At 72.2% G+C, this 18700-nt stretch carries 13 protein-coding genes; 10 read left to right on the forward strand and 3 right to left on the reverse strand.

Going from position 1 to position 18700, the window contains the following annotated elements:
• Nucleotides 1-33: 33 nt before the first annotated feature.
• The 4 genes from AC0693_RS27025 (at nt 34) to AC0693_RS27040 (ending at nt 4819) form a co-directional block, all read left to right on the forward strand.
• Nucleotides 34-588: a GNAT family N-acetyltransferase gene (locus tag AC0693_RS27025; protein ID WP_478803115.1), complete on the forward strand. Its 555-nt coding sequence runs from the start codon at nt 34-36 to the stop codon at nt 586-588.
• A 139-nt stretch (nt 589-727) separates the two neighbouring features.
• On the forward strand, nt 728-1324 hold the full coding sequence (locus AC0693_RS27030) for a hypothetical protein (protein WP_478803116.1): 597 nt from the start codon (nt 728-730) through the stop codon (nt 1322-1324).
• Nucleotides 1325-1529: 205 nt separating this feature from the next.
• Complete coding sequence (locus AC0693_RS27035) at nt 1530-1703, forward strand: hypothetical protein (protein ID WP_356412644.1); 174 nt, start codon at nt 1530-1532, stop codon at nt 1701-1703.
• An 80-nt stretch (nt 1704-1783) separates the two neighbouring features.
• Entirely contained in the window at nt 1784-4819 is a 3036-nt protein-coding gene (locus AC0693_RS27040; RefSeq protein WP_478803117.1) for a helix-turn-helix transcriptional regulator, read from the forward strand.
• A 62-nt stretch (nt 4820-4881) separates the two neighbouring features.
• Here AC0693_RS27040 and AC0693_RS27045 read toward each other — a convergent pair whose 3' ends face one another.
• Entirely contained in the window at nt 4882-6186 is a 1305-nt protein-coding gene (locus AC0693_RS27045; RefSeq protein WP_478803118.1) for a PQQ-dependent sugar dehydrogenase, read from the reverse strand.
• A 183-nt stretch (nt 6187-6369) separates the two neighbouring features.
• On the reverse strand, nt 6370-7389 hold the full coding sequence (locus AC0693_RS27050; protein ID WP_356412669.1) for an aldo/keto reductase: 1020 nt from the start codon (nt 7387-7389) through the stop codon (nt 6370-6372).
• A gap of 73 nt (nt 7390-7462) precedes the next feature.
• Between AC0693_RS27050 and AC0693_RS27055 the strand changes: the two genes are divergently transcribed.
• The 6 genes from AC0693_RS27055 to serA all read left to right on the forward strand — a co-directional run bounded on the left by AC0693_RS27055 (nt 7463) and on the right by serA (nt 17325).
• The gene (locus tag AC0693_RS27055) at nt 7463-8410 is read left to right on the forward strand and encodes a 2-hydroxyacid dehydrogenase (protein ID WP_478803119.1); all 948 of its coding nucleotides are present in this window, start codon (nt 7463-7465) and stop codon (nt 8408-8410) included.
• A 273-nt stretch (nt 8411-8683) separates the two neighbouring features.
• On the forward strand, nt 8684-11695 hold the full coding sequence (locus tag AC0693_RS27060) for a putative bifunctional diguanylate cyclase/phosphodiesterase (protein ID WP_478803120.1): 3012 nt from the start codon (nt 8684-8686) through the stop codon (nt 11693-11695).
• A gap of 204 nt (nt 11696-11899) precedes the next feature.
• Nucleotides 11900-13789, forward strand: coding sequence for an acetolactate synthase large subunit (locus AC0693_RS27065; protein ID WP_356412638.1), 1890 nt, complete (start codon nt 11900-11902; stop codon nt 13787-13789).
• Nucleotides 13790-13817: 28 nt separating this feature from the next.
• Complete coding sequence (ilvN, locus tag AC0693_RS27070; RefSeq protein WP_053677671.1) at nt 13818-14342, forward strand: acetolactate synthase small subunit; 525 nt, start codon at nt 13818-13820, stop codon at nt 14340-14342.
• A gap of 118 nt (nt 14343-14460) precedes the next feature.
• Nucleotides 14461-15462, forward strand: coding sequence for a ketol-acid reductoisomerase (gene ilvC, locus AC0693_RS27075; RefSeq protein ID WP_330332796.1), 1002 nt, complete (start codon nt 14461-14463; stop codon nt 15460-15462).
• Between the two features lie 273 nt (nt 15463-15735).
• Nucleotides 15736-17325, forward strand: coding sequence for a phosphoglycerate dehydrogenase (gene serA / locus AC0693_RS27080; RefSeq protein WP_468464494.1), 1590 nt, complete (start codon nt 15736-15738; stop codon nt 17323-17325).
• Nucleotides 17326-17407: 82 nt separating this feature from the next.
• Here serA and AC0693_RS27085 read toward each other — a convergent pair whose 3' ends face one another.
• Complete coding sequence (locus AC0693_RS27085; protein ID WP_478803121.1) at nt 17408-18601, reverse strand: PucR family transcriptional regulator; 1194 nt, start codon at nt 18599-18601, stop codon at nt 17408-17410.
• Nucleotides 18602-18700 lie beyond the last annotated feature (99 nt).

Here is an 18700-nt window from a genome sequence, read left to right on the forward strand (position 1 = left end):
GACCGGCGCCGTAGGAACCCGAAGGAATCCCGCATGTTCTCCATAGACCTCGCCGACGATGCCCGGCTGTTCCCCCTGGAAGCCCGGCACGCCGAGGAATTCTTCGCGCACATCGAGCGCGGCCGCGCCTACATCGGGGAACACATCGGCTTCCCCGACGCCGCCACCGACGTCGAGTCCGCGCGCACCCTGCTGACCAACTACGCCGAGAAGGCCGCCGCCGACACCGGCCGCCTCTTCGGCATCCGGGTCGACGGCACCCTCGTCGGCGGGGTCCTCTTCCGGACCTTCGACGCGGCCGCGGGGAACTGCGAGATCGGTTGCTGGCTGGAGCCCGCCGCCGCCGGACGCGGCCTGATCACCCGCGCCTGCCGGATCCTGATCGACCACGCCTTCCGGGAACGGGGCATGCACCGCGTCGAGTGGCACGCGTCCTCGCTCAACACCAGGAGCCTCGCCGTCGCCCAGCGCCTGGGCATGACCCGCGAAGGCGTCCTGCGCGAGAGCCACCGCCACCGGGGCGTCCATCAGAACACCGAGATCTGGGCGCTCCTCGCCCACGAATGGCCCGCCGCCCCGACGGCCTAGCCCGACCTGCCCGGCCACCCGCCCGGCCACCTGGGAACCCGCCCACGAGCACACCCGCGAACCGAGCCGCGAACCGGCCCCCACACGCGCACACGCGGCTCTCAGGAACCTCTCAGATAGGCCGCCTACCGTGCCCCGCATGGACACCACGAAGACCCCCGCCCAGAACGCGCCCGAGTCCGACTCCAAGGAGTCGGCCGAGGCCACCGTCACCGGAACCACCGCCGCCGATGTCGAGGTCACCGATATCGCGGACGTGGCCGGCGACCCGGACGGGGACCTCGACGGTGACGAGTCCGACGAACTCCTGGACCAGGACACCGAGGACCGCCCCACCGGCGTCTTCGCCGCCGCCGCGGCCATCGCGGGCGCCGGGCTCTCCCTCGTCGCCCTCAGCGGTACCTGGGTCTCGCGGGTGATCTCCGAGCGCCAGGGCCTCATAGGCCAGATCGAGTCGGTCAACGCCACCTCGATGGAACAGAAGATCAGCGCGCTGTACAGCGACGGCTGGCACCTGACCGCCCTCGTCAACGGTGTCTTTTCCACGATCGCCCTCCTCATCGGCATGTTCGTGCTGGTCGGCCCCTCCTTCGGGGCTCCCGGCCGGGTCAACCCGCAGTGGGTCAAGGCCGCCTCCTGGGTCGCCGTCGCACTCGGTGTGATCGGCGTGCTGATCTTCGGCCTCATGTACTTCGACGTCCTCTTCGAACTCCCCAAGGCCCCGGCCGCCGGCTAGGAACCACGGGCGAAAACGGCGCACGTTCCCCTGCCTAGGCGGGGGAACGCCCCTCCTTAGGCCCTCCGGGACCACGGGACCCCCCGCCTAAGGCCCCCGGGCCCGGCGAGATGCGGCATGCGCCCGATGCACCCGGACCCCCTGGGACGCGAATCTTGGATCACACCGGACGAGGTGCCCGAGAAACGCAACCAGGGAGTACGAGATGTTCGTGTACGAGATCGCCACCGCCCACCGCGACGACCTCATCCGTGAGGCCGCCGAGTACCGCCAGACGCGACTGGCCCAGGAGCGGGGCGCGCGCCGCCGCTTCTCACTCAAGAAGGCCTCGGAGAGGCCGGTGAGGGAGCACCGCAACCGGTTCACCCCGGCCGCGTAACCCGCGTCCCGCACCACGTGGTCCGACACGTGATGAGGAGCGCACGGATAACCAGTGCCGGTCACCCGGACCGCTGTGCGATGCTCGGCGGCGTGGAGACCAGATCTGTCAGCCCGGTGTTCGTCGGCCGCGCCGACGAACTGGCCGTACTCACCGACGCGTTGACCCGGGCCGCGGCCGCGGAACCGCAAGCGCTCCTCATCGGGGGCGAGGCCGGGGTCGGCAAGACCCGCCTCACCGAGGAGTTCCTCTGCGAGGCCGAGCGGCGCGGCGCCGTCGTCGCCGTCGGCGGTTGTGTGGAGATAGGGGCGGAGGGCCTTCCCTTCGCCCCCTTTTCCGCTGCCCTGCGCAGCCTGCGCCGTCAGCTCCCCGAGGCGCTGACCGCCGCGGCCGCGGGCCAGGAGGACGAACTCGCCCGGATCCTCCCCGAACTCGGCGACACCCCCCGGGGACCGCACGACGAGGAGAGCACCGCCCGGCTCTTCGAACTGACCGTACGCCTGCTGGAGCGGCTCGCCGCCGACCGCAGCGTCGTCATCGTCCTGGAAGACCTGCACTGGTCGGACACCTCGACCCGGCACCTCCTCGCCTACCTCCTGCGCACCCTCTCCAGCGGCCGCCTCGTCATCGTCGCCACCTACCGCGCCGACGACATCCACCGCCGCCACCCGCTGCGCCCGCTGCTGGCCGAACTCGACCGGCTGCGCACCGTCCAGCGGATCGAACTGCCCCGCTTCAACCGGGCCGAAGTACGCCGCCAGCTCGCCGGCATCCTGGCCGCGCCGCCCGAAGAAGCCCTGGTCGCCTCCGTCTTCGACCGCTCCGACGGCAACGCCTTCTTCGTCGAGGAACTCGTCGCCTGCCGCGAGAGCGGCTGCCGCACCGGCCTCACCGAATCCCTGCGCGACCTGCTGCTCGTCCGCGTCGAGGTGCTGCCCGACGCCGCCCAGCGCGTGGTCCGCATCGTCGCCGAGGGCGGCTCCACCGTCGAACACGACCTGCTGCTCGCCGTCGCCCAGCTGACCGAGGACGCCCTGATCGAGGCGCTGCGCGCCGCCGTGGGCGCCAACATCCTGCTGGCCAGTGCCGACAACGACGGCTACCGCTTCCGGCACTCGCTCGTCCGCGAAGCCGTCAGCGACGACCTGCTGCCCGGCGAACGCGCCCGCGTCAACCGCCGCTACGCCCAGGCCATGGAGGCCGACGAAAGCCTCGTCTGCGCCTCGGAGCGGACCATCCGGCTCGCGAGCTACTGGTACTACGCCAACGACGCGGCCAAGGCCCTGCCCGCCGTGCTCGCCGCCTCCGTCGCCGCCCGCCGCCGGCACGCCTACTCCGAGCAGCTCAGGCTGCTGGACCGGGCCATCGACCTGTGGGAGAGCGCCCCGGCGGAGGTCCGCGCGGAGCTCCGCCCCGCGGACTACACGGAGGTGTACCCGCCGTGCGGCTGCGACCCGCAGACCACCCCGCTGCGCCGCCTCGACCTGCTGGCCGAGGCCACCGTCGCGGCCCGCTTCGGCGGCGAACGCGAACGCGCCCTGAAGATAACCAAGATGGCCCTGCGGATGCTGGAGGACGAGGACGACCCACTGCGCTCCGCATGGTTCTGGACCGAACGCTCCAAGCTGGTCGCCAGTCTGGGCCGCGGCGACGGATGGGCCGAACTGAGCACCGCACAGGCACTCGTCGAGGGGCTGCCCCCGTCCCACGTGCACGCCGACGTGCTCTCCCGCGCGGCGGGCTGGGGGATGCTGCACAACCCCGGCCTGGACAACATCGCGGCCGCCGAACGCGCCGTCGAATACGCGCACAGGGTCGGCGCCCAGGAAGTGGAACTGCACTCCCGGATCACCCTCGGCTCCCTGCTCGCGGACGCCGGCGACGTGGCGGGCGGCCTCGCCCTGATGTACGAGGTCAAGGAACGGGCCGCCGAACTCGGCCTGGTCATGCTCTCGGGTCGTGCCCATATCAACCTCACCTCTCAGCTCGAAAACAACGGCCGCTCACGGGAAGCGGTACAACTGGCGGAAGAAGGGGTCCAGCTCGTCGGAGCCTCCCGGCTCCTGGACTCCGAGGCGTGGGTGCGCGGCAACATGGCGGAGAGCCTCTACAGCCTCGGCCGGTGGGACGAGGCCACCGAAGCCGCCCAGCGCACCCTGCGCGTCAGCCAGAGCGCCGCCCCGCGCGGCATGGCCTGCGCACGCCTGTCCTACCTCGCCCTGGCCCGCGGTGACCTGGCCGCGGCCGCCGAGTGGCTGGCCGCCGCCCACGAGCACTTCGGCACGCACGACACCCAGCCCCAGCACCGGATCCCTATGTACCGCCTGGCGGTCGGCGTGGCCGCCCTGGAGGGCCGGATCGCCGACGTCCGCACCGAGGTCGCGGAAGCGATCGGGCACGGCTTCCCGCTCGGCCACCACCGCTACGCCTGGCCCCTGCTGCTCGCGGCCGCCTCCGCCGAGGCCGACGCCCGGGGCCTGCCGGCCGCCGCCGCGGGTCACGCCGAGGCGGTGGAGACCCTGCGCAGCGCCACCCGCGCCCTTTCCGCCCCGGTGCCGCTGTGGGCCGCGCACGCCGCCTTCGTCAGCGCCGAACTGCTCCGCGCCGAGGACCGCGACACCCCCGACGACTGGACCGCCGTCGAGGCCGCGGTCCGGCCGCTGGACCGCCCGTACCTCCTGGCCCGGGCCCGCCACCGGTTCGCCGAATCACTGCTGGCCGCGGGCGGCGACCGGGAGCACGCCGCCGGCCTGGTCCGCGCGGCCCACGCCACCGCCGAGCAACTGGGCTCGCTCCGGCTCCGCGACGACCTGGCCCTGCTCGCCCGGCGCGGCCGCCTCCAGCTCACCGCCCCCGACGAGCGTGCCGCCCCGGCCCACCCCGCGTCCGCGCCCGACCCGGCCGAGAGCCTCGGCCTGACCAGCCGCGAGCGGGAGGTCCTGCGCCTGGTCGCGGTGGGCCACAGCAACCGTCAGATAGCCGGGGAACTCTTCATCTCCCCGAAGACGGCCAGCGTCCACGTCTCGAACATCCTGGCCAAGCTCGGCGTCGCCGGCCGCGGCGAAGCGGCCGCCCTCGCCCACCGCCTGCGCCTCTTCACCCGCACCCCCTCCTAGGTCGCCCCTTGCTCATCCGGCCCGCGCCGGTCCGGCCCGCGCCCGGGCCGGCCGGTGGCCGGTCAGCGCACCGTGAGACTGAGGATCCGGTCGTCCCCCGGCTCCGGCGTCCCGCGCCCGTCCGTCTCGCTGGTCACCAGCAGCAGCTTGTCCCCGCCGAGCGCCACCACCGTCCGCAGCCGCCCGTACGTCCCCTGGAGGAAGGCCTCCGGCTCCGCCAGCGGCTTCGTGCCCTCCAGCGGAATCCGCCACAGCCGGGCACCCTTCAGCCCGGCCATCCAGATCGACCCCTGGGCGTAGGCGATCCCGCTCGGCGAGGCGTCGTCGGTCTTCCACTGGGCCACCGGATCGATGAACCCCGGCTTGCCCGCCTTCCCCTCGGCCTCCGGCCAGCCGTAGTTGCCGCCCGGCTCGATCAGATTCAGCTCGTCCCAGGTGTCCTGGCCGAACTCCGAGGCCCACAGCCGCTTGTCCTTGTCCCACGCGAGCCCCTGCACATTGCGGTGCCCCGAGGAGTAGACGACCGAGTCGGCCTCCGGATTGCCGTGCACCGGCTGCCCGTCCGGCGTCATCCGCAGGATCTTCCCGCCCAGCGACTTCTTGTCCTGTGCGAGCCCGGTCTCCCCGGTCTCGCCCGTCCCCGCGTAGAGCATCTTGTCCGGGCCGAAGGCGATCCGGCCGCCGTTGTGCACGAGCCCCTTCGGGATGCCCCGGAACACCGTGTCCGGCGCGCCCAGTTGCTGGCCGGGCTGTCTCTGCTCGTCGTACCTGAGCCGGGCGATCCTGTTGTCGGACTCCGTAGTGAAGTACACGTACACCAGCCGGTCCGAGGCGTACGACGGGGACACGGCCAGTCCGAGCAGCCCGCCCTCGCCGCCCGGAGCCACCCCGGAGACCTTCCCGATCTCCGTCACCTTCCGCGTCTTCGTCCCGACCCGGGAGATCGTGCCCTTGTCCCGCGAGGCCACCAGCAGGTCACCGTCCGGCAGCGCGGCCACGCCCCACGGCGACTCCAGGCCCTTGGCGACCTCGCCGGACACCGTCACCGAACCCTTCGCGGGCGGCCCCGAGGGCGTGGGGGAGGCCGTACCGCCCCCCGACGGGCTCGCCGCACCCCGCGCCGGTGGTGACGAACCCGCCGGCGCCCCGGACCCGGGCCCCCCGGCCGGACCGCATCCCGCCGCCAGCAGCGCCCCGCACCCGGCCAGCGCCACCGCCGCCCACACGCCCCGCCCGGCCGCGCTCCCGGAGGCCCCGCTTCCCGCGGCCAAGAGCCCGGCGCCCACGCTCCCGCCCTCCGCGCCCCGCACCGCCTTGCTCCGAACCCCGCCCCGTACCGAGCGGCCCCGCATCGCTCCCGTACCCATCGCCCTGCTCCTTCCGTGCCCCTCGCCCGTCGACCGTGGATCCCGGCGACCCCGACGATCCTGCCGGTCACCTGTCTCAACAGCCCGCAGAGTCGGCGAAGTTCCGCCACTTCGTACACTCGATCGAGTGGGGATGGACGCCTCCGAACGGGGAAGAGAGCAGATCCTCCCACCGGACACCCCCTAATCCCAGGCTCCCACCGCCGCCGGCAGCCCCGCGATCTCCTCCAGGTCCCGCGCCGTCAGCCGGACCTCCGCCGCCCCCGCGTTCTCCGCCGCCCAGCAGGCCCGCTCGGCCCCCGGCACCGGCACCACCTGCGGCCCCTGGGCCAGTACCCACGCCAGCGCCACCTGGGCCACCGTCGCGGGCCGCCCGCCCGGCCCCTCGTGCCGCTGAGCTATCCGCCGCAGCCCCGCCACCAGAACCTGGTTGGCCGCCATCGCGTCCGCCGTGAACCGGGGGTGCCGGGCCCGCGCGTCCGTCTCCTCGAAGCCCTGCCCCGGCGTCAGCGTTCCGGTCAGGAAGCCGCTTCCCATGGGCATCGCGGCCAGCAGCCCCACGCCGCGCGTGCGGCACCACGGCAGCAGCTGCCAGGCCGCCTGCGGCGACCACACCGACAGCTCCGCCTGCACCGCGCTCACCGGGAACACCTGCTGCGCCCGCTCCAGATGGCGCAGTGTCACCGTGTACGCGCGGTCCCCGAGGCGCCCGGCCCCCGGCCCCGCGCCCGCCCCCAGCGCGCAGAACCCCAGCGCGCGCACCTTCCCCGCGCCCACCAGCTCCGCCATGGCGCCCCAGGTCTCCTCCACCGGAACGTCCGGGTCCACCCGGTGCAGCTGGTAGAGGTCTATGACGTCGGTCCGCAGCCGCCGCAGCGAGGCGTCGCAGGCCCGCCGCACGTACCCCGGCCGACCGTCGGCCACCACGTGCTGGTCGCCCGTCCGCAGGCCCACCTTGGCCGATACGAACGCGTCCGCGCGCCGTTCCCGCAGCACCCGGCCCACCAGCAGCTCGTTCGTGTAGGGCCCGTAGATGTCGGCCGTGTCCAGCAGGTTCGCGCCCAGGTCCAGCGCGGTGTGCACCGTCCGCAGCGATTCGGCGCCCTCGCGCCCCGAGGCGGCGTACCCCCAGCTCATCGGCATGCAGCCGAGCCCGATGGCGCCCACCGTCAGCGCCGACGCCCCGATCGACCTGCGCTCCACTCCTCGGTCCCCCTCCCGCTCCGCCACCCAAACTAACGGCTTGATCACCACCGCTTCGCATAGCCTCGTGATCATGACTTCAAAGACCGCGGACGTCTGGCTGCCCTTCCCCGCCGAAGAGATCGAGGGTCTCCCCGACCGCTACCGCTACCGGCACTGGGACGGCGAGGAGGAGTTCCCGGCCGATCCGGCCGCTTGCGTCTTCTACGTCACCCCCTACATGAAGTCCCCGGCCGTCACCGTGCGCCCGCTCGCGCACATGCCCGAGCTGCGCGCCGTCCAGACCCTGACCGCCGGCATCGATCACGTCCTGGGCGGCCTCGACGTCCTGCGGCCCGGCGTGCACCTGTGCAACGCCCGCGGCGTGCACGAGGCCAGCACCGCCGAACTCGCCCTCACCCTGGTCCTCGCCTCCCTGCGCGGAATCCCCGGCATGGTCCGCGGCCAGGACCGGGAGGAGTGGCGCTTTGGCTTCTACGAGGCCCTCGCCGACAAGTCCGTCCTCATCGTGGGCTACGGGTCCATCGGCGCCGCCATCGAGGACCGGCTCGCGCCCTTCGAATGCGCCCGGATCACCCGCGTGGCCCGCTCGGCGCGCACGGCCGCCCGCGGGCCGGTGCACGCCCTCGCCGACCTGCCCGGACTGCTGCCCGGCGCAGACGTCGTGATCCTTTCCACCCCGCTCACCGAGGAGACCCGGGGGCTGGCCGACGCCGGGTTCCTGGCCCGGATGCGGGACGGGGCGCTGCTCGTCAACGTCGCCCGCGGCCCGGTCGTCGACACGGACGCGCTGCTGGCGGAGCTGGACGCGGGACGGCTGCGGGCGGCCCTGGACGTCACCGACCCCGAACCGCTGCCAGCGGGGCACCCGCTCTGGCATGCTCGAAATGTCCTGATCACCCCTCATGTCGGCGGCAGCAGCTCGGCGTTCGAGCCGCGGGCCAAGCGGCTGGTGGCCCGTCAGCTCTCCGCGCTGGCCGCCGGGGAGCCGCTCTCGAACACGGTGCTGACGACCAAATGAGGCCACTCGCACACCTTGTGTAGCCGGGTGAACGCGCGCCGTGCGTGCAACTCCCTTGGTGGTGACGGAGAGTAGAAGCTCTATGTCCCTGAGTGACGAAAGTGGTGTATCGTCCGGAGCAAGGGGATGCAGCGCGTTCGTCTGGCGCTGGGGAGTGATCGGACACTTTGGGGGGCGACGGGCGATGTACGGCCAATGGGCGAAGGATCCGGCGCGGCACAGCCGCCGCAAGCGACGACAGCGCGTACCGAAACCAGCCACCGAGGCGGACCGGTGAGCGCCCCCGGGGCCCTCCTGACCCGGCCGCCGGCCGCCAGTGGCGGCAAGGGCCTGGCAGCGCAGCTCCTCCTCGCCGTGATCAGCGCCGGATACGCCGTAGGGGCCGCCGTCGGCTGGGGTTCCAAGGAAGCCGCCGAGATCATGGGCGACTTCGGCCTCAGCGCCGCCGGGTTACTGGCCGCGGTCTCCTGCTACCACTACGCGAGGACCATCGGCCGCCGCGAACGCCCCGCCTGGCTGCTGTTCGCGTTCTCCTCGCTCATGGCCGCCGTCGGCAACCTCGTCTGGGGCTGGTACGAGGTCGTCCTCGGCCAGGAAGTGCCGAAGCCCTCGGTCGCAGACTTCGCCTTCCTCTGCTTCGCACCGTCCGCCATCGTCGGACTCCTCGTCCTCGCCAAGCGCCCCGTCAACCGGGCCGGTTGGGTCTGCCTCGCACTCGACTCCTGGCTCATCGCCGGATCCCTGCTGACGCTCTCCTGGAGCCTGGCCCTCGCGCACGCCGCCCGGACCGCCCAGTCGGGCGCCCTCGGCAGCGTCCCGCGGGCCGCACTGTCCCTGGCCTACCCGCTGCTGGACATCGCGCTGGTCTCGATGGTGCTCGTGCTGCACTTCCGCCGGTCCGCGACCAACCGCTCGGCCGTCAACACCGCCATCGCGGCCCTCGCGCTCACCGTGCTCAGCGACGCCCTCTTCACCTCGCCGCTGCTGAGCGCCCACTACCAGTCCGGGCAGCTGCTCGACGCGGGCTGGTTCGCCGGCTCCCTGCTGCTGGCCTACGCGCCCTGGGGCGCCCCGCGGACGCACCCGGTACCCGAGGCACCCCGGAGCAGGCCCGTCCCGCGCGCCCCGCGTCCCGCGCGCGGCGGCGGAGCGGGACGCACGGCCGCCGCCCGGCGCGGCGCGGCCCGCGGCGGCAGCGAGCTGCTCTTCGCGCACGCGCGCGAGGTGCGCCCGGTCAGCCGCCCGATCACCGGCTCGCTGCCCGCGCTCACCCCGTACCTCGCCGCCGCCGTGTGCACCCTGGGGATCCTCTACAACGTGATCGAGGGCCGGAAGGTCGACCGCATGGTCGTCCTCACCGGCTGCACCGTCGTCCTGGCCCTGGTCATCCGGCAGGGCATCATGCTCCTCGACAACATCGCCCTGACCCAGGAACTGGCCCAGAAGGAGAACCACTTCCGGTCCCTGGTCCAGGGCTCCAGCGACGTCATCATGATCGCCGCGCCCACCGGGATACTGCGCTACGTCAGCCCCGCCGCCGCCGGGGTCTACGGCCGGGAGGCCGAGGACCTGGTCGGCCGGGAGCTCTCCTCGCTGATCCACCCCGAGGACCTCGGCCGGGTGGTCCACGAGGTGCGCCGCTTCCTCGCCGCCCCGCCCGCCGAGGAGCCCACCACCCGCATCGAGTGCCGCTTCAGGTCCGGCGCGGGCGAATGGCTCAACGTGGAGTCCACCGTCAACCGGCACCAGGGCGGGCTCATCCTCAACAGCCGGGACGTCACCGAACGGGTCCGGCTCCAGGCCCAGCTCCAGCACAGCGCCGAACACGACCCGCTGACCGATCTGCCCAACCGGGCCCTCTTCACCCGCCGGGTCCGCCAGGCCCTGACCGGCCGCCGGGCCGGGGACCACAGCACCGCCGTGCTCTTCATCGACCTCGACGGCTTCAAGGCGGTCAACGACACCATCGGCCACCAGGCCGGCGACGAACTCCTGATCGAGGCCGCCCGCCGCCTGCAGGACTCCGTCCGCGCCGGGGACACCGCCGCCCGGCTCGGCGGGGACGAGTTCGCCGCACTGATCATCGGCGACGGCAGCCGGGACCGCTCCGCCCGCGAATACCAGGTCCACGAGATCGCCGACCGGCTGCGCACCACGCTCTCCCAGCCCTACCGGATCGCGGGCAGTGACGTCCGGGTCGCCGCCAGCATCGGGGTGGCCTTCGCCGACCCCGGCATCACCCCTTCGGACCTGATGCGCAACGCGGACCTGGCCATGTACCGGGCCAAGGCCGGCGGCAAGAACCGGGTCGAGCTGTACGCGCCCCAGATGCAGGCGGAGGTGGTCCGCAAGGCGGAGCTGGCGGGGCGGCTGCGCACCGCGCTCCACGAGGGCGAGTTCGCGCTGCTCCACCAGCCCGTCGTCTGCCTGGCCAGCGGTGAGGTCACGGCGGTGGCCGCGCAGGCCCGCTGGCGCTCGGCCCAGGGGATCCTCTTCACTCCCGCCGAGTTCCTCCGGGTGGCCGAATACAGCGAGGGCGCGGCGGGTCCCGGCGGGCCCTGCGGGCCGGTGCCGACCGCGGTCCCGGACGCTTCCCGGGCCGCCGAGCTGAGCCGCTGGCTGCTGGAGGAGGCGATGGACCAGGCCGCCGAACGCCACCGGTCCGGACACGACGTACCGGTCGCCGTCCGGATGACCGCCCAGCGGCTGCTGGACCGGTCGGTGCCGGGCGGCTCGGTCGAATCCCTGCTGGCCCGGCACGGTCTGCCCTCGGGCGCGCTGGTGATCGAACTCGCGGACAGTGACCCCCGTGTGCCCTTCGACGAGCTGGAGCGCCGCCTGACGGCCTTGCGGCGGCTCGGCGTCCGGATCGCCCTGGACGGCTTCGGCAGCGGTTACGCGGCCATCAGCGCCCTCCGCCGGCTCCCGGTCGACGTACTCAAACTGGACCGCGGGCTGGTCGAAGGGGTGGTCGAATCGGCCAGGCTGCACAAGATCACCGCAGGTCTGTTGCGGATCGCAAATGATCTGGGAATGCAGTCGGTGGCGGACGGGGTGGACCTCCCCGAGCAGCTCGCCGCACTGCGCGCGATGGGCTGCACGCACGGGCAGGGAATGGCCTTCTCCGGGCCTCTCGACGAGTACCGGCTGCGCCGCGCCCTCGTGCGCGGTACGTTCCCTGTACCGGGCGGGGCGGCCCAGCCTGCCTTGGCCGGCGGCTCACTCGGCGGACCGATGGCCATCCATAGGGGCTCACATAATGAGACGCCCGTCCCACCCGCTTGACACCGACCTCCCGCCGGAGGGAGGGTCAGTGCCATGCGCACCCGAATTCTCGTACTTGGAAAGCGCGTCGGCTGAAGCAGGGTCACTCATGCCCCCGCTCAACGCACCCGACGCGCTCCCCTCGCTTGCCTCCCGGCACGAGGGGTTTTTTGTTGCACTGGCACACACCGAACCCTCGCAAAAACCCTCAGCTTCGAGAAGAGAATGCCGATGACCGAGCAGGCCACCGGGGCCCACCATCCGCAGCCGCGGGCCCGTAACGGCGGATCCCACACCGCCGCAGTTGAGCACGTCACGGGTGCGCAGTCCCTCATCCGCTCTCTCGAAGAGGTGGGGTGCGACACCGTCTTCGGCATCCCGGGCGGCGCCATCCTCCCCGCGTACGACCCGATGATGGACAGCCGGAAGGTCCGTCACATCCTGGTCCGCCACGAGCAGGGCGCCGGTCACGCCGCCACCGGCTACGCGCAGGCCACCGGCAAGGTCGGCGTCTGCATGGCCACCTCGGGGCCCGGCGCCACCAACCTCGTCACCCCGATCGCCGACGCGCACATGGACTCCGTGCCGCTCGTCGCGATCACCGGTCAGGTCTCCTCCAAGGCGATCGGCACCGACGCCTTCCAGGAGGCGGACATCGTCGGCATCACCATGCCGATCACCAAGCACAACTTCCTGGTCACCAGGGCCGAGGACATCCCGCGGACGATCGCCGAGGCGTTCCACATCGCCTCCACCGGCCGTCCCGGCCCGGTCCTGGTCGACATCGCCAAGGACGCGCTCCAGGCGAAGACCACCTTCAGCTGGCCGCCGACCCAGGACCTGCCGGGCTACCGGCCGGTCACCAAGCCGCACGCCAAGCAGATCCGCGAGGCGGCCAAGCTCATCTGCCAGGCCAAGCGCCCGGTCCTGTACGTCGGCGGCGGCATCATGAAGTCCGGCGCGACCGCCGAGCTGAAGGTCCTCGCCGAGCTGACCGGCGTCCCGGTCACCACCACCCTGATGGCGCTCGGCTCCTTCCCCGACAGCCACCCGCTGCACGTGGGCATGCCCGGCATGCACGGCGCCGTCACCGCGGTCACCGCCCTGCAGAAGGCCGACCTGCTGATCGCCCTCGGCACCCGCTTCGACGACCGCGTCACCGGCAAGCTGGACAGCTTCGCCCCCTTCGCGAAGATCATCCACGCGGACATCGACCCCGCCGAGATCGGCAAGAACCGCGCCGTCGACGTCCCGATCGTCGGAGACGCCCGCGAGGTCATCGCCGACCTGGTCCAGGCCGTCCAGGCCGAGCACACCGAGGGCCACGCCGGTGACTACACCGCCTGGTGGAAGGACCTCAACCGCTGGCGCGAGACCTACCCGCTGGGCTACGACCTGCCCGAGGACGGCATGCTGTCGCCGCAGCAGGTCATCGAGCGGATCGGTGCGCTCGCGCCGAAGAGCACGATCTTCGCTGCGGGCGTCGGCCAGCACCAGATGTGGGCCTCGCACTTCGTGAACTACGAGGAGCCCCGCACCTGGCTGAACTCCGGCGGCGCCGGAACCATGGGCTACGCGGTCCCGGCCGCGATGGGCGCCAAGGTCGGCATGCCGGAGCGCACGGTCTGGGCGATCGACGGCGACGGCTGCTTCCAGATGACCAATCAGGAACTGGTCACCTGCGCGCTGAACAACATCCCGATCAAGGTCGCGATCATCAACAACGGCGCGCTGGGCATGGTCCGCCAGTGGCAGACCCTGTTCTACAACCAGCGGTACTCCAACACCGTCCTGCACGCCGACGAAACCGGTCAGGGCACGGCGGTCGGCTCGCAGCTCGGCGAGTCCAGCGCCCCCCGCAAGGGCACCCGCGTCCCCGACTTCGTCAAGCTGTCCGAGGCCATGGGCTGCGTGGCGCTGCGCTGCGAGGACCCGGCCGACCTGGACCGGGTCATCGCAGAGGCCAACGCGATCAACGACCGTCCGGTGGTCATCGACTTCATCGTCCACGAGGACGCCATGGTGTGGCCGATGGTCGCCGCGGGCACCTCGAACGACGAGGTCCTGGCCGCGCGGGGCGTCCGTCCCGACTTCGGCGACAACGAAGACGACTGAGCGAAGAGCGAAAGAGAGAACGACCGACATGTCCAAGCACACGCTCTCCGTCCTGGTCGAGAACACGCCCGGCATCCTCGCCCGGATCGCCGCGCTGTTCTCCCGCCGCGGGTTCAACATCGACTCGCTGGCGGTCGGTGTCACGGAGCACCCCGACATCTCCCGCATCACCATCGTCGTCAACGTCGAGGACCTCCCGCTCGAACAGGTGACCAAGCAGCTCAACAAGCTGGTCAACGTGCTCAAGATCGTCGAGCTGGAGCAGCACAACGCCATCGAGCGCGAGCTCGTCCTGGTGAAGGTCCGCGCCGACAACGAGACCCGCTCGCAGATCGTCGAGATCGTCCAGCTGTTCCGCGCCAAGACGGTCGACGTGTCCCCGGAGGCCGTCACCATCGAGGCGACCGGCGGCACCGACAAGCTCGGCGCGATGCTGAAGATGCTGGAGCCCTTCGGCATCAAGGAACTCGTGCAGTCCGGCACGATCGCCATAGGGCGTGGCGGCCGGTCCATCACGGACCGCAGCCTGCGCGCGCTCGACCGCAGCGCCTGATCCACCGCTGAGCGAGCAGGCAGCCCCGCCACCTGCTCGCATAGCGAGACTTGAAACCTCTGATTCCGTTCCCCGCCGTACGGTGGGTGCAACACCAGCGCACCAAGGAGATATCCCAGTGGCCGAGCTGTTCTACGAGAACGACGCCGACCTGTCCATCATCCAGGGCCGCAAGGTCGCGGTCATTGGCTACGGCAGCCAGGGCCACGCCCACGCGCTGTCCCTGCGCGACTCCGGTGTCGACGTCCGCGTCGGCCTCCAGGAGGGCTCCAAGTCCAAGGCCAAGGCCGAGGAGCAGGGCCTGACGGTCGTCTCCGTTGCCGAGGCCTCGGCCTGGGCCGACGTCATCATGATCCTGACCCCGGACCCGATCCAGGCCGAGGTCTACGAGGCGTCCATCAAGGACAACCTCAAGGCCGGCGACGCGCTCTTCTTCGGTCACGGCTTCAACATCCGCTACGGCTTCATCCAGCCGCCCGCGGACGTGGACGTCGCCCTGGTCGCCCCCAAGGGCCCGGGCCACCTGGTGCGCCGCCAGTACGAAGAGGGCCGCGGCGTTCCGTGCATCGCGGCGGTCGAGCAGGACGCGACCGGCAAGGCCTTCGAGCTGGCCCTGTCCTACGCGGCCGGCATCGGCGGCACCCGCGCCGGCGTCATCAAGACCACCTTCACCGAGGAGACCGAGACCGACCTGTTCGGTGAGCAGGCCGTCCTCTGCGGTGGCGCCTCCGCCCTGGTCAAGGCCGGTTTCGAAACCCTGACCGAGGCCGGCTACCAGCCGGAGATCGCGTACTTCGAGTGCCTCCACGAGCTGAAGCTCATCGTGGACCTCATGTACGAGGGCGGCCTGGAGAAGATGCGCTGGTCGGTCTCCGAGACCGCCGAGTGGGGCGACTACATCACCGGCCCGCGCGTCATCACCGACGCCACCAAGGCCGAGATGAAGAAGGTCCTCGCCGAGATCCAGGACGGCACCTTCGCCAACAACTGGATGGCCGAGTACAAGGCCGGTCTGCCGAAGTACAACGAGTACAAGAAGGCCGACGAGGAGCACCTGCTCGAGACCACCGGCAAGAAGCTGCGCAAGCTGATGAGCTGGGTCGACAACGACGAGAGCTGAGCCCCGCGCGGCGGGTGCCGGGACGCGCCGTCCCGGCACCCGCCGCGTACCCGGCTCCGCCGGATCCAGGTCTTCCCGGTGCACTGCCTTGTCCACCCCGGCCAACCACGGACGGGTGATCCTTCCGGACAGGCGGAATAGCGGTCCCGCAACGCCATTACACTGCACAGACAACGCGTCAGGCCCACAGTGTCGTGCGTCTTCCACGCGGCTACCCCCTCCACGCCTGCGGCCGTCGGGACGGCCGTCCGCAATGGACTTGTGAGGACCCACGTGAGCTCGAAACCTGTCGTACTCATCGCCGAAGAGCTGTCGCCCGCCACGGTCGAGGCCCTGGGCCCCGATTTCGAGATCCGGCACTGCAACGGCGCCGACCGCGCGGAGCTGCTGCCCGCGATCGCCGACGCCGACGCGATCCTGGTGCGCTCCGCGACCAAGGTGGACGCCGAGGCCATCGCCGCCGCGAAGAAGCTGAGGGTCGTCGCCCGCGCGGGCGTCGGTCTGGACAACGTCGACGTCTCGTCCGCCACCAAGGCCGGCGTGATGGTCGTCAACGCTCCGACCTCCAACATCGTCACCGCCGCCGAGCTGGCCTGCGGCCTGCTCGTCGCCACGGCGCGCAACATCCCGCAGGCCAACACCGCCCTGAAGAACGGCGAGTGGAAGCGGAACAAGTACACCGGCGTCGAGCTGAGCGAGAAGACCCTCGGTGTCGTCGGCCTCGGCCGCATCGGCGTCCTGGTCGCTCAGCGCATGTCGGCCTTCGGCATGAAGATCGTCGCCTACGACCCCTACGTACAGCCCGCGCGCGCCGCCCAGATGGGCGTCAAGATGCTGACGCTGGACGAGCTGTTGGAGGTCGCCGACTTCATCACCGTGCACCTGCCCAAGACCCCGGAGACCCTCGGTCTCATCGGTGACGAGGCCCTGCACAAGGTGAAGCCGTCCGTGCGCATCGTCAACGCCGCCCGCGGCGGGATCGTGGACGAGGCCGCGCTGTACTCGGCCATCAAGGAGGGCCGCGTCGCGGGCGCCGGCCTCGACGTGTACGCGAAGGAACCCTGCACGGATTCCCCGTTGTTCGAGCTGGACCAGGTCGTCTGCACCCCGCACCTCGGCGCGTCCACGGACGAGGCCCAGGAGAAGGCCGGCGTCTCGGTCGCCAAGTCGGTGCGCCTCGCGCTCGCCGGTGAACTCGTCCCCGACGCGGTCAACGTGCAGGGCGGCGTCATCGCCGAGGACGTGCGTCCGGGCCTGCCGCTCGCCGAGAAGCTCGGCCGCATCTTCACCGCCCTCGCGGGCGAGGTCGCGGTCCGCCTCGACGTCGAGGTCTGCGGCGAGATCACCCAGCACGACGTGAAGGTGCTCGAACTCTCCGCGCTCAAGGGCGTGTTCGAGGACGTCGTCGACGAGACGGTCTCCTACGTGAACGCGCCGCTGTTCGCGCAGGAGCGCGGCGTCGAAGTGCGCCTGACCACCTCGTCGGAGTCCCCGGACCACCGCAACGTGGTCACCGTCCGCGGCACCCTGTCGGACGGTCAGGAGATCTCGGTCTCCGGCACCCTCGCCGGTCCCAAGCACCTCCAGAAGATCGTCGGCATCGGCGCGTACGACGTGGACCTGTCGCTCGCCGACCACATGGTCGTCCTGCGCTACACCGACCGCCCCGGCGTCGTCGGTGCGGTCGGCCGCCTGCTGGGCGAGGCCGGTCTGAACATCGCGGGCATGCAGGTCGCCCGTGCCGAGGAGGGCGGCGAGGCGCTCGGCGTGCTCACCGTGGACGCCGAGGTGCCGGTCGAGGTCCTCGCGGCCATCTCCGAGGAGATCGGCGCGGTCTCCGCCCGCTCCGTCAACCTGGGCTGACCGACGCCCGACACGAAGGTGTGAAAGAAGGGCCCGGGGCAGACCCCGGGCCCTTCGGCGTACGGGCGTCGGCGCCCGCGGTTCAGCCGCTCAGCCGGGACGCCTTGAGGGCCATGTGGAGCAGCAGCCGGTCCTCGCCCGCGTCCAGGTCCAGGCCCGTCAGCTTCTCCACCCGGGCCAGCCGGTAGTACAGGGTCTGGCGGTGGATGCCGAGGGCCGCCGCCGCGCGGCCCGCCTGGCCGGCGCAGTCGAGGTACACCTCCGCCGTGCGGGCCAGCTCGGCGTGGGCCGGCTCCAGCAGGGCGCGGGCCGCCGGGTCGTCCCGGGCCAGCCCGGGGGCCGCCGCCAGCGCCGCCAGCATCCGGTAGGGGCCGATCTGCGACCACTCGGCGACGGGCCCCAGCAGGGGCTGCGCGGCTGCCGCCCGGGCCGCCGCCACCGCCTGCTCCCAGGCGCCGGGCAGCCCGGCCAGCCCGGCCCCGGGGACCCCGATCCCGGCGGTCGCGGACCCGCCCGCCGCGGCCGCGGCGTCCCCCGCGAGCAGCCGGGCCGCCGTGGTGTGCGCCGGGGTCAGCAGGTCCGCCGTCCGCAGCCGCACCAGGACCGCCAGCGCGAAGCCCGCGGGCCCCTCGGCGCCGTCGTCCCCCGGGGCCCGGGGGACCAGGCACACGGCCGCGGCCCCCGGCACCGAGGGCGGGGCCTGCCCGTTCCGCCCGCTCCAGGGGGTCACGCACACCACCGCGTGCGGGCCCTCCGCGTCCGGACCCAGGGCCACCCGGAGCGCGGCCACCGCCATGTCCCGCTGCCAGCCCCGCCCCGCGGTGAGCACCGCGCGGAACTCCCGGGACAGGTCGGCGCCCGCCTTCGCCTCCTGGGCCATCAGGACGCCGATCCGCTCGGCCACCTCCAGGGCCGCGGCCAGCTGGTCCGGCCCGGGCCCCGGATCGGCGTCCAGGAGCCACACGTACCCCTGGGCGATCCCGCGGTAGCGCACCGGCAGGCAGATCCTCCCGCGCAGGACCCCCGCCTCCGGCGCCGCGGGAATCCGTACCGGTCCGGTCGCCCGGGTGATGCCGAACCCCTCGAACCACGCCCGTACCGCCGCGGTCGACTGGCGCGTCAGGATCGAGCGGGTCCGTACCGGGTCCATCGCGAGGTCGTCCTCGCTGTCGTGCGCACCGAAGGCGATCAGGCGGAAGTCCCGGTTCTCCAGCGTCGCCGGGGCGCCGAGCAGCGCCGAGATCTCGTCCACCAGGTCCTGGTAATCGCCTTTCACGCGGCCATTCTCCCACCCGCCCGGCCGCCCTTCAGACATCTGTATGAGATCGCGGCCACGGATGCGTGACAGCTGTCGATGGCAGAGGATCGAGGCGGT

Source organism: Streptomyces sp. NPDC043876 (genome assembly GCF_056435825.1).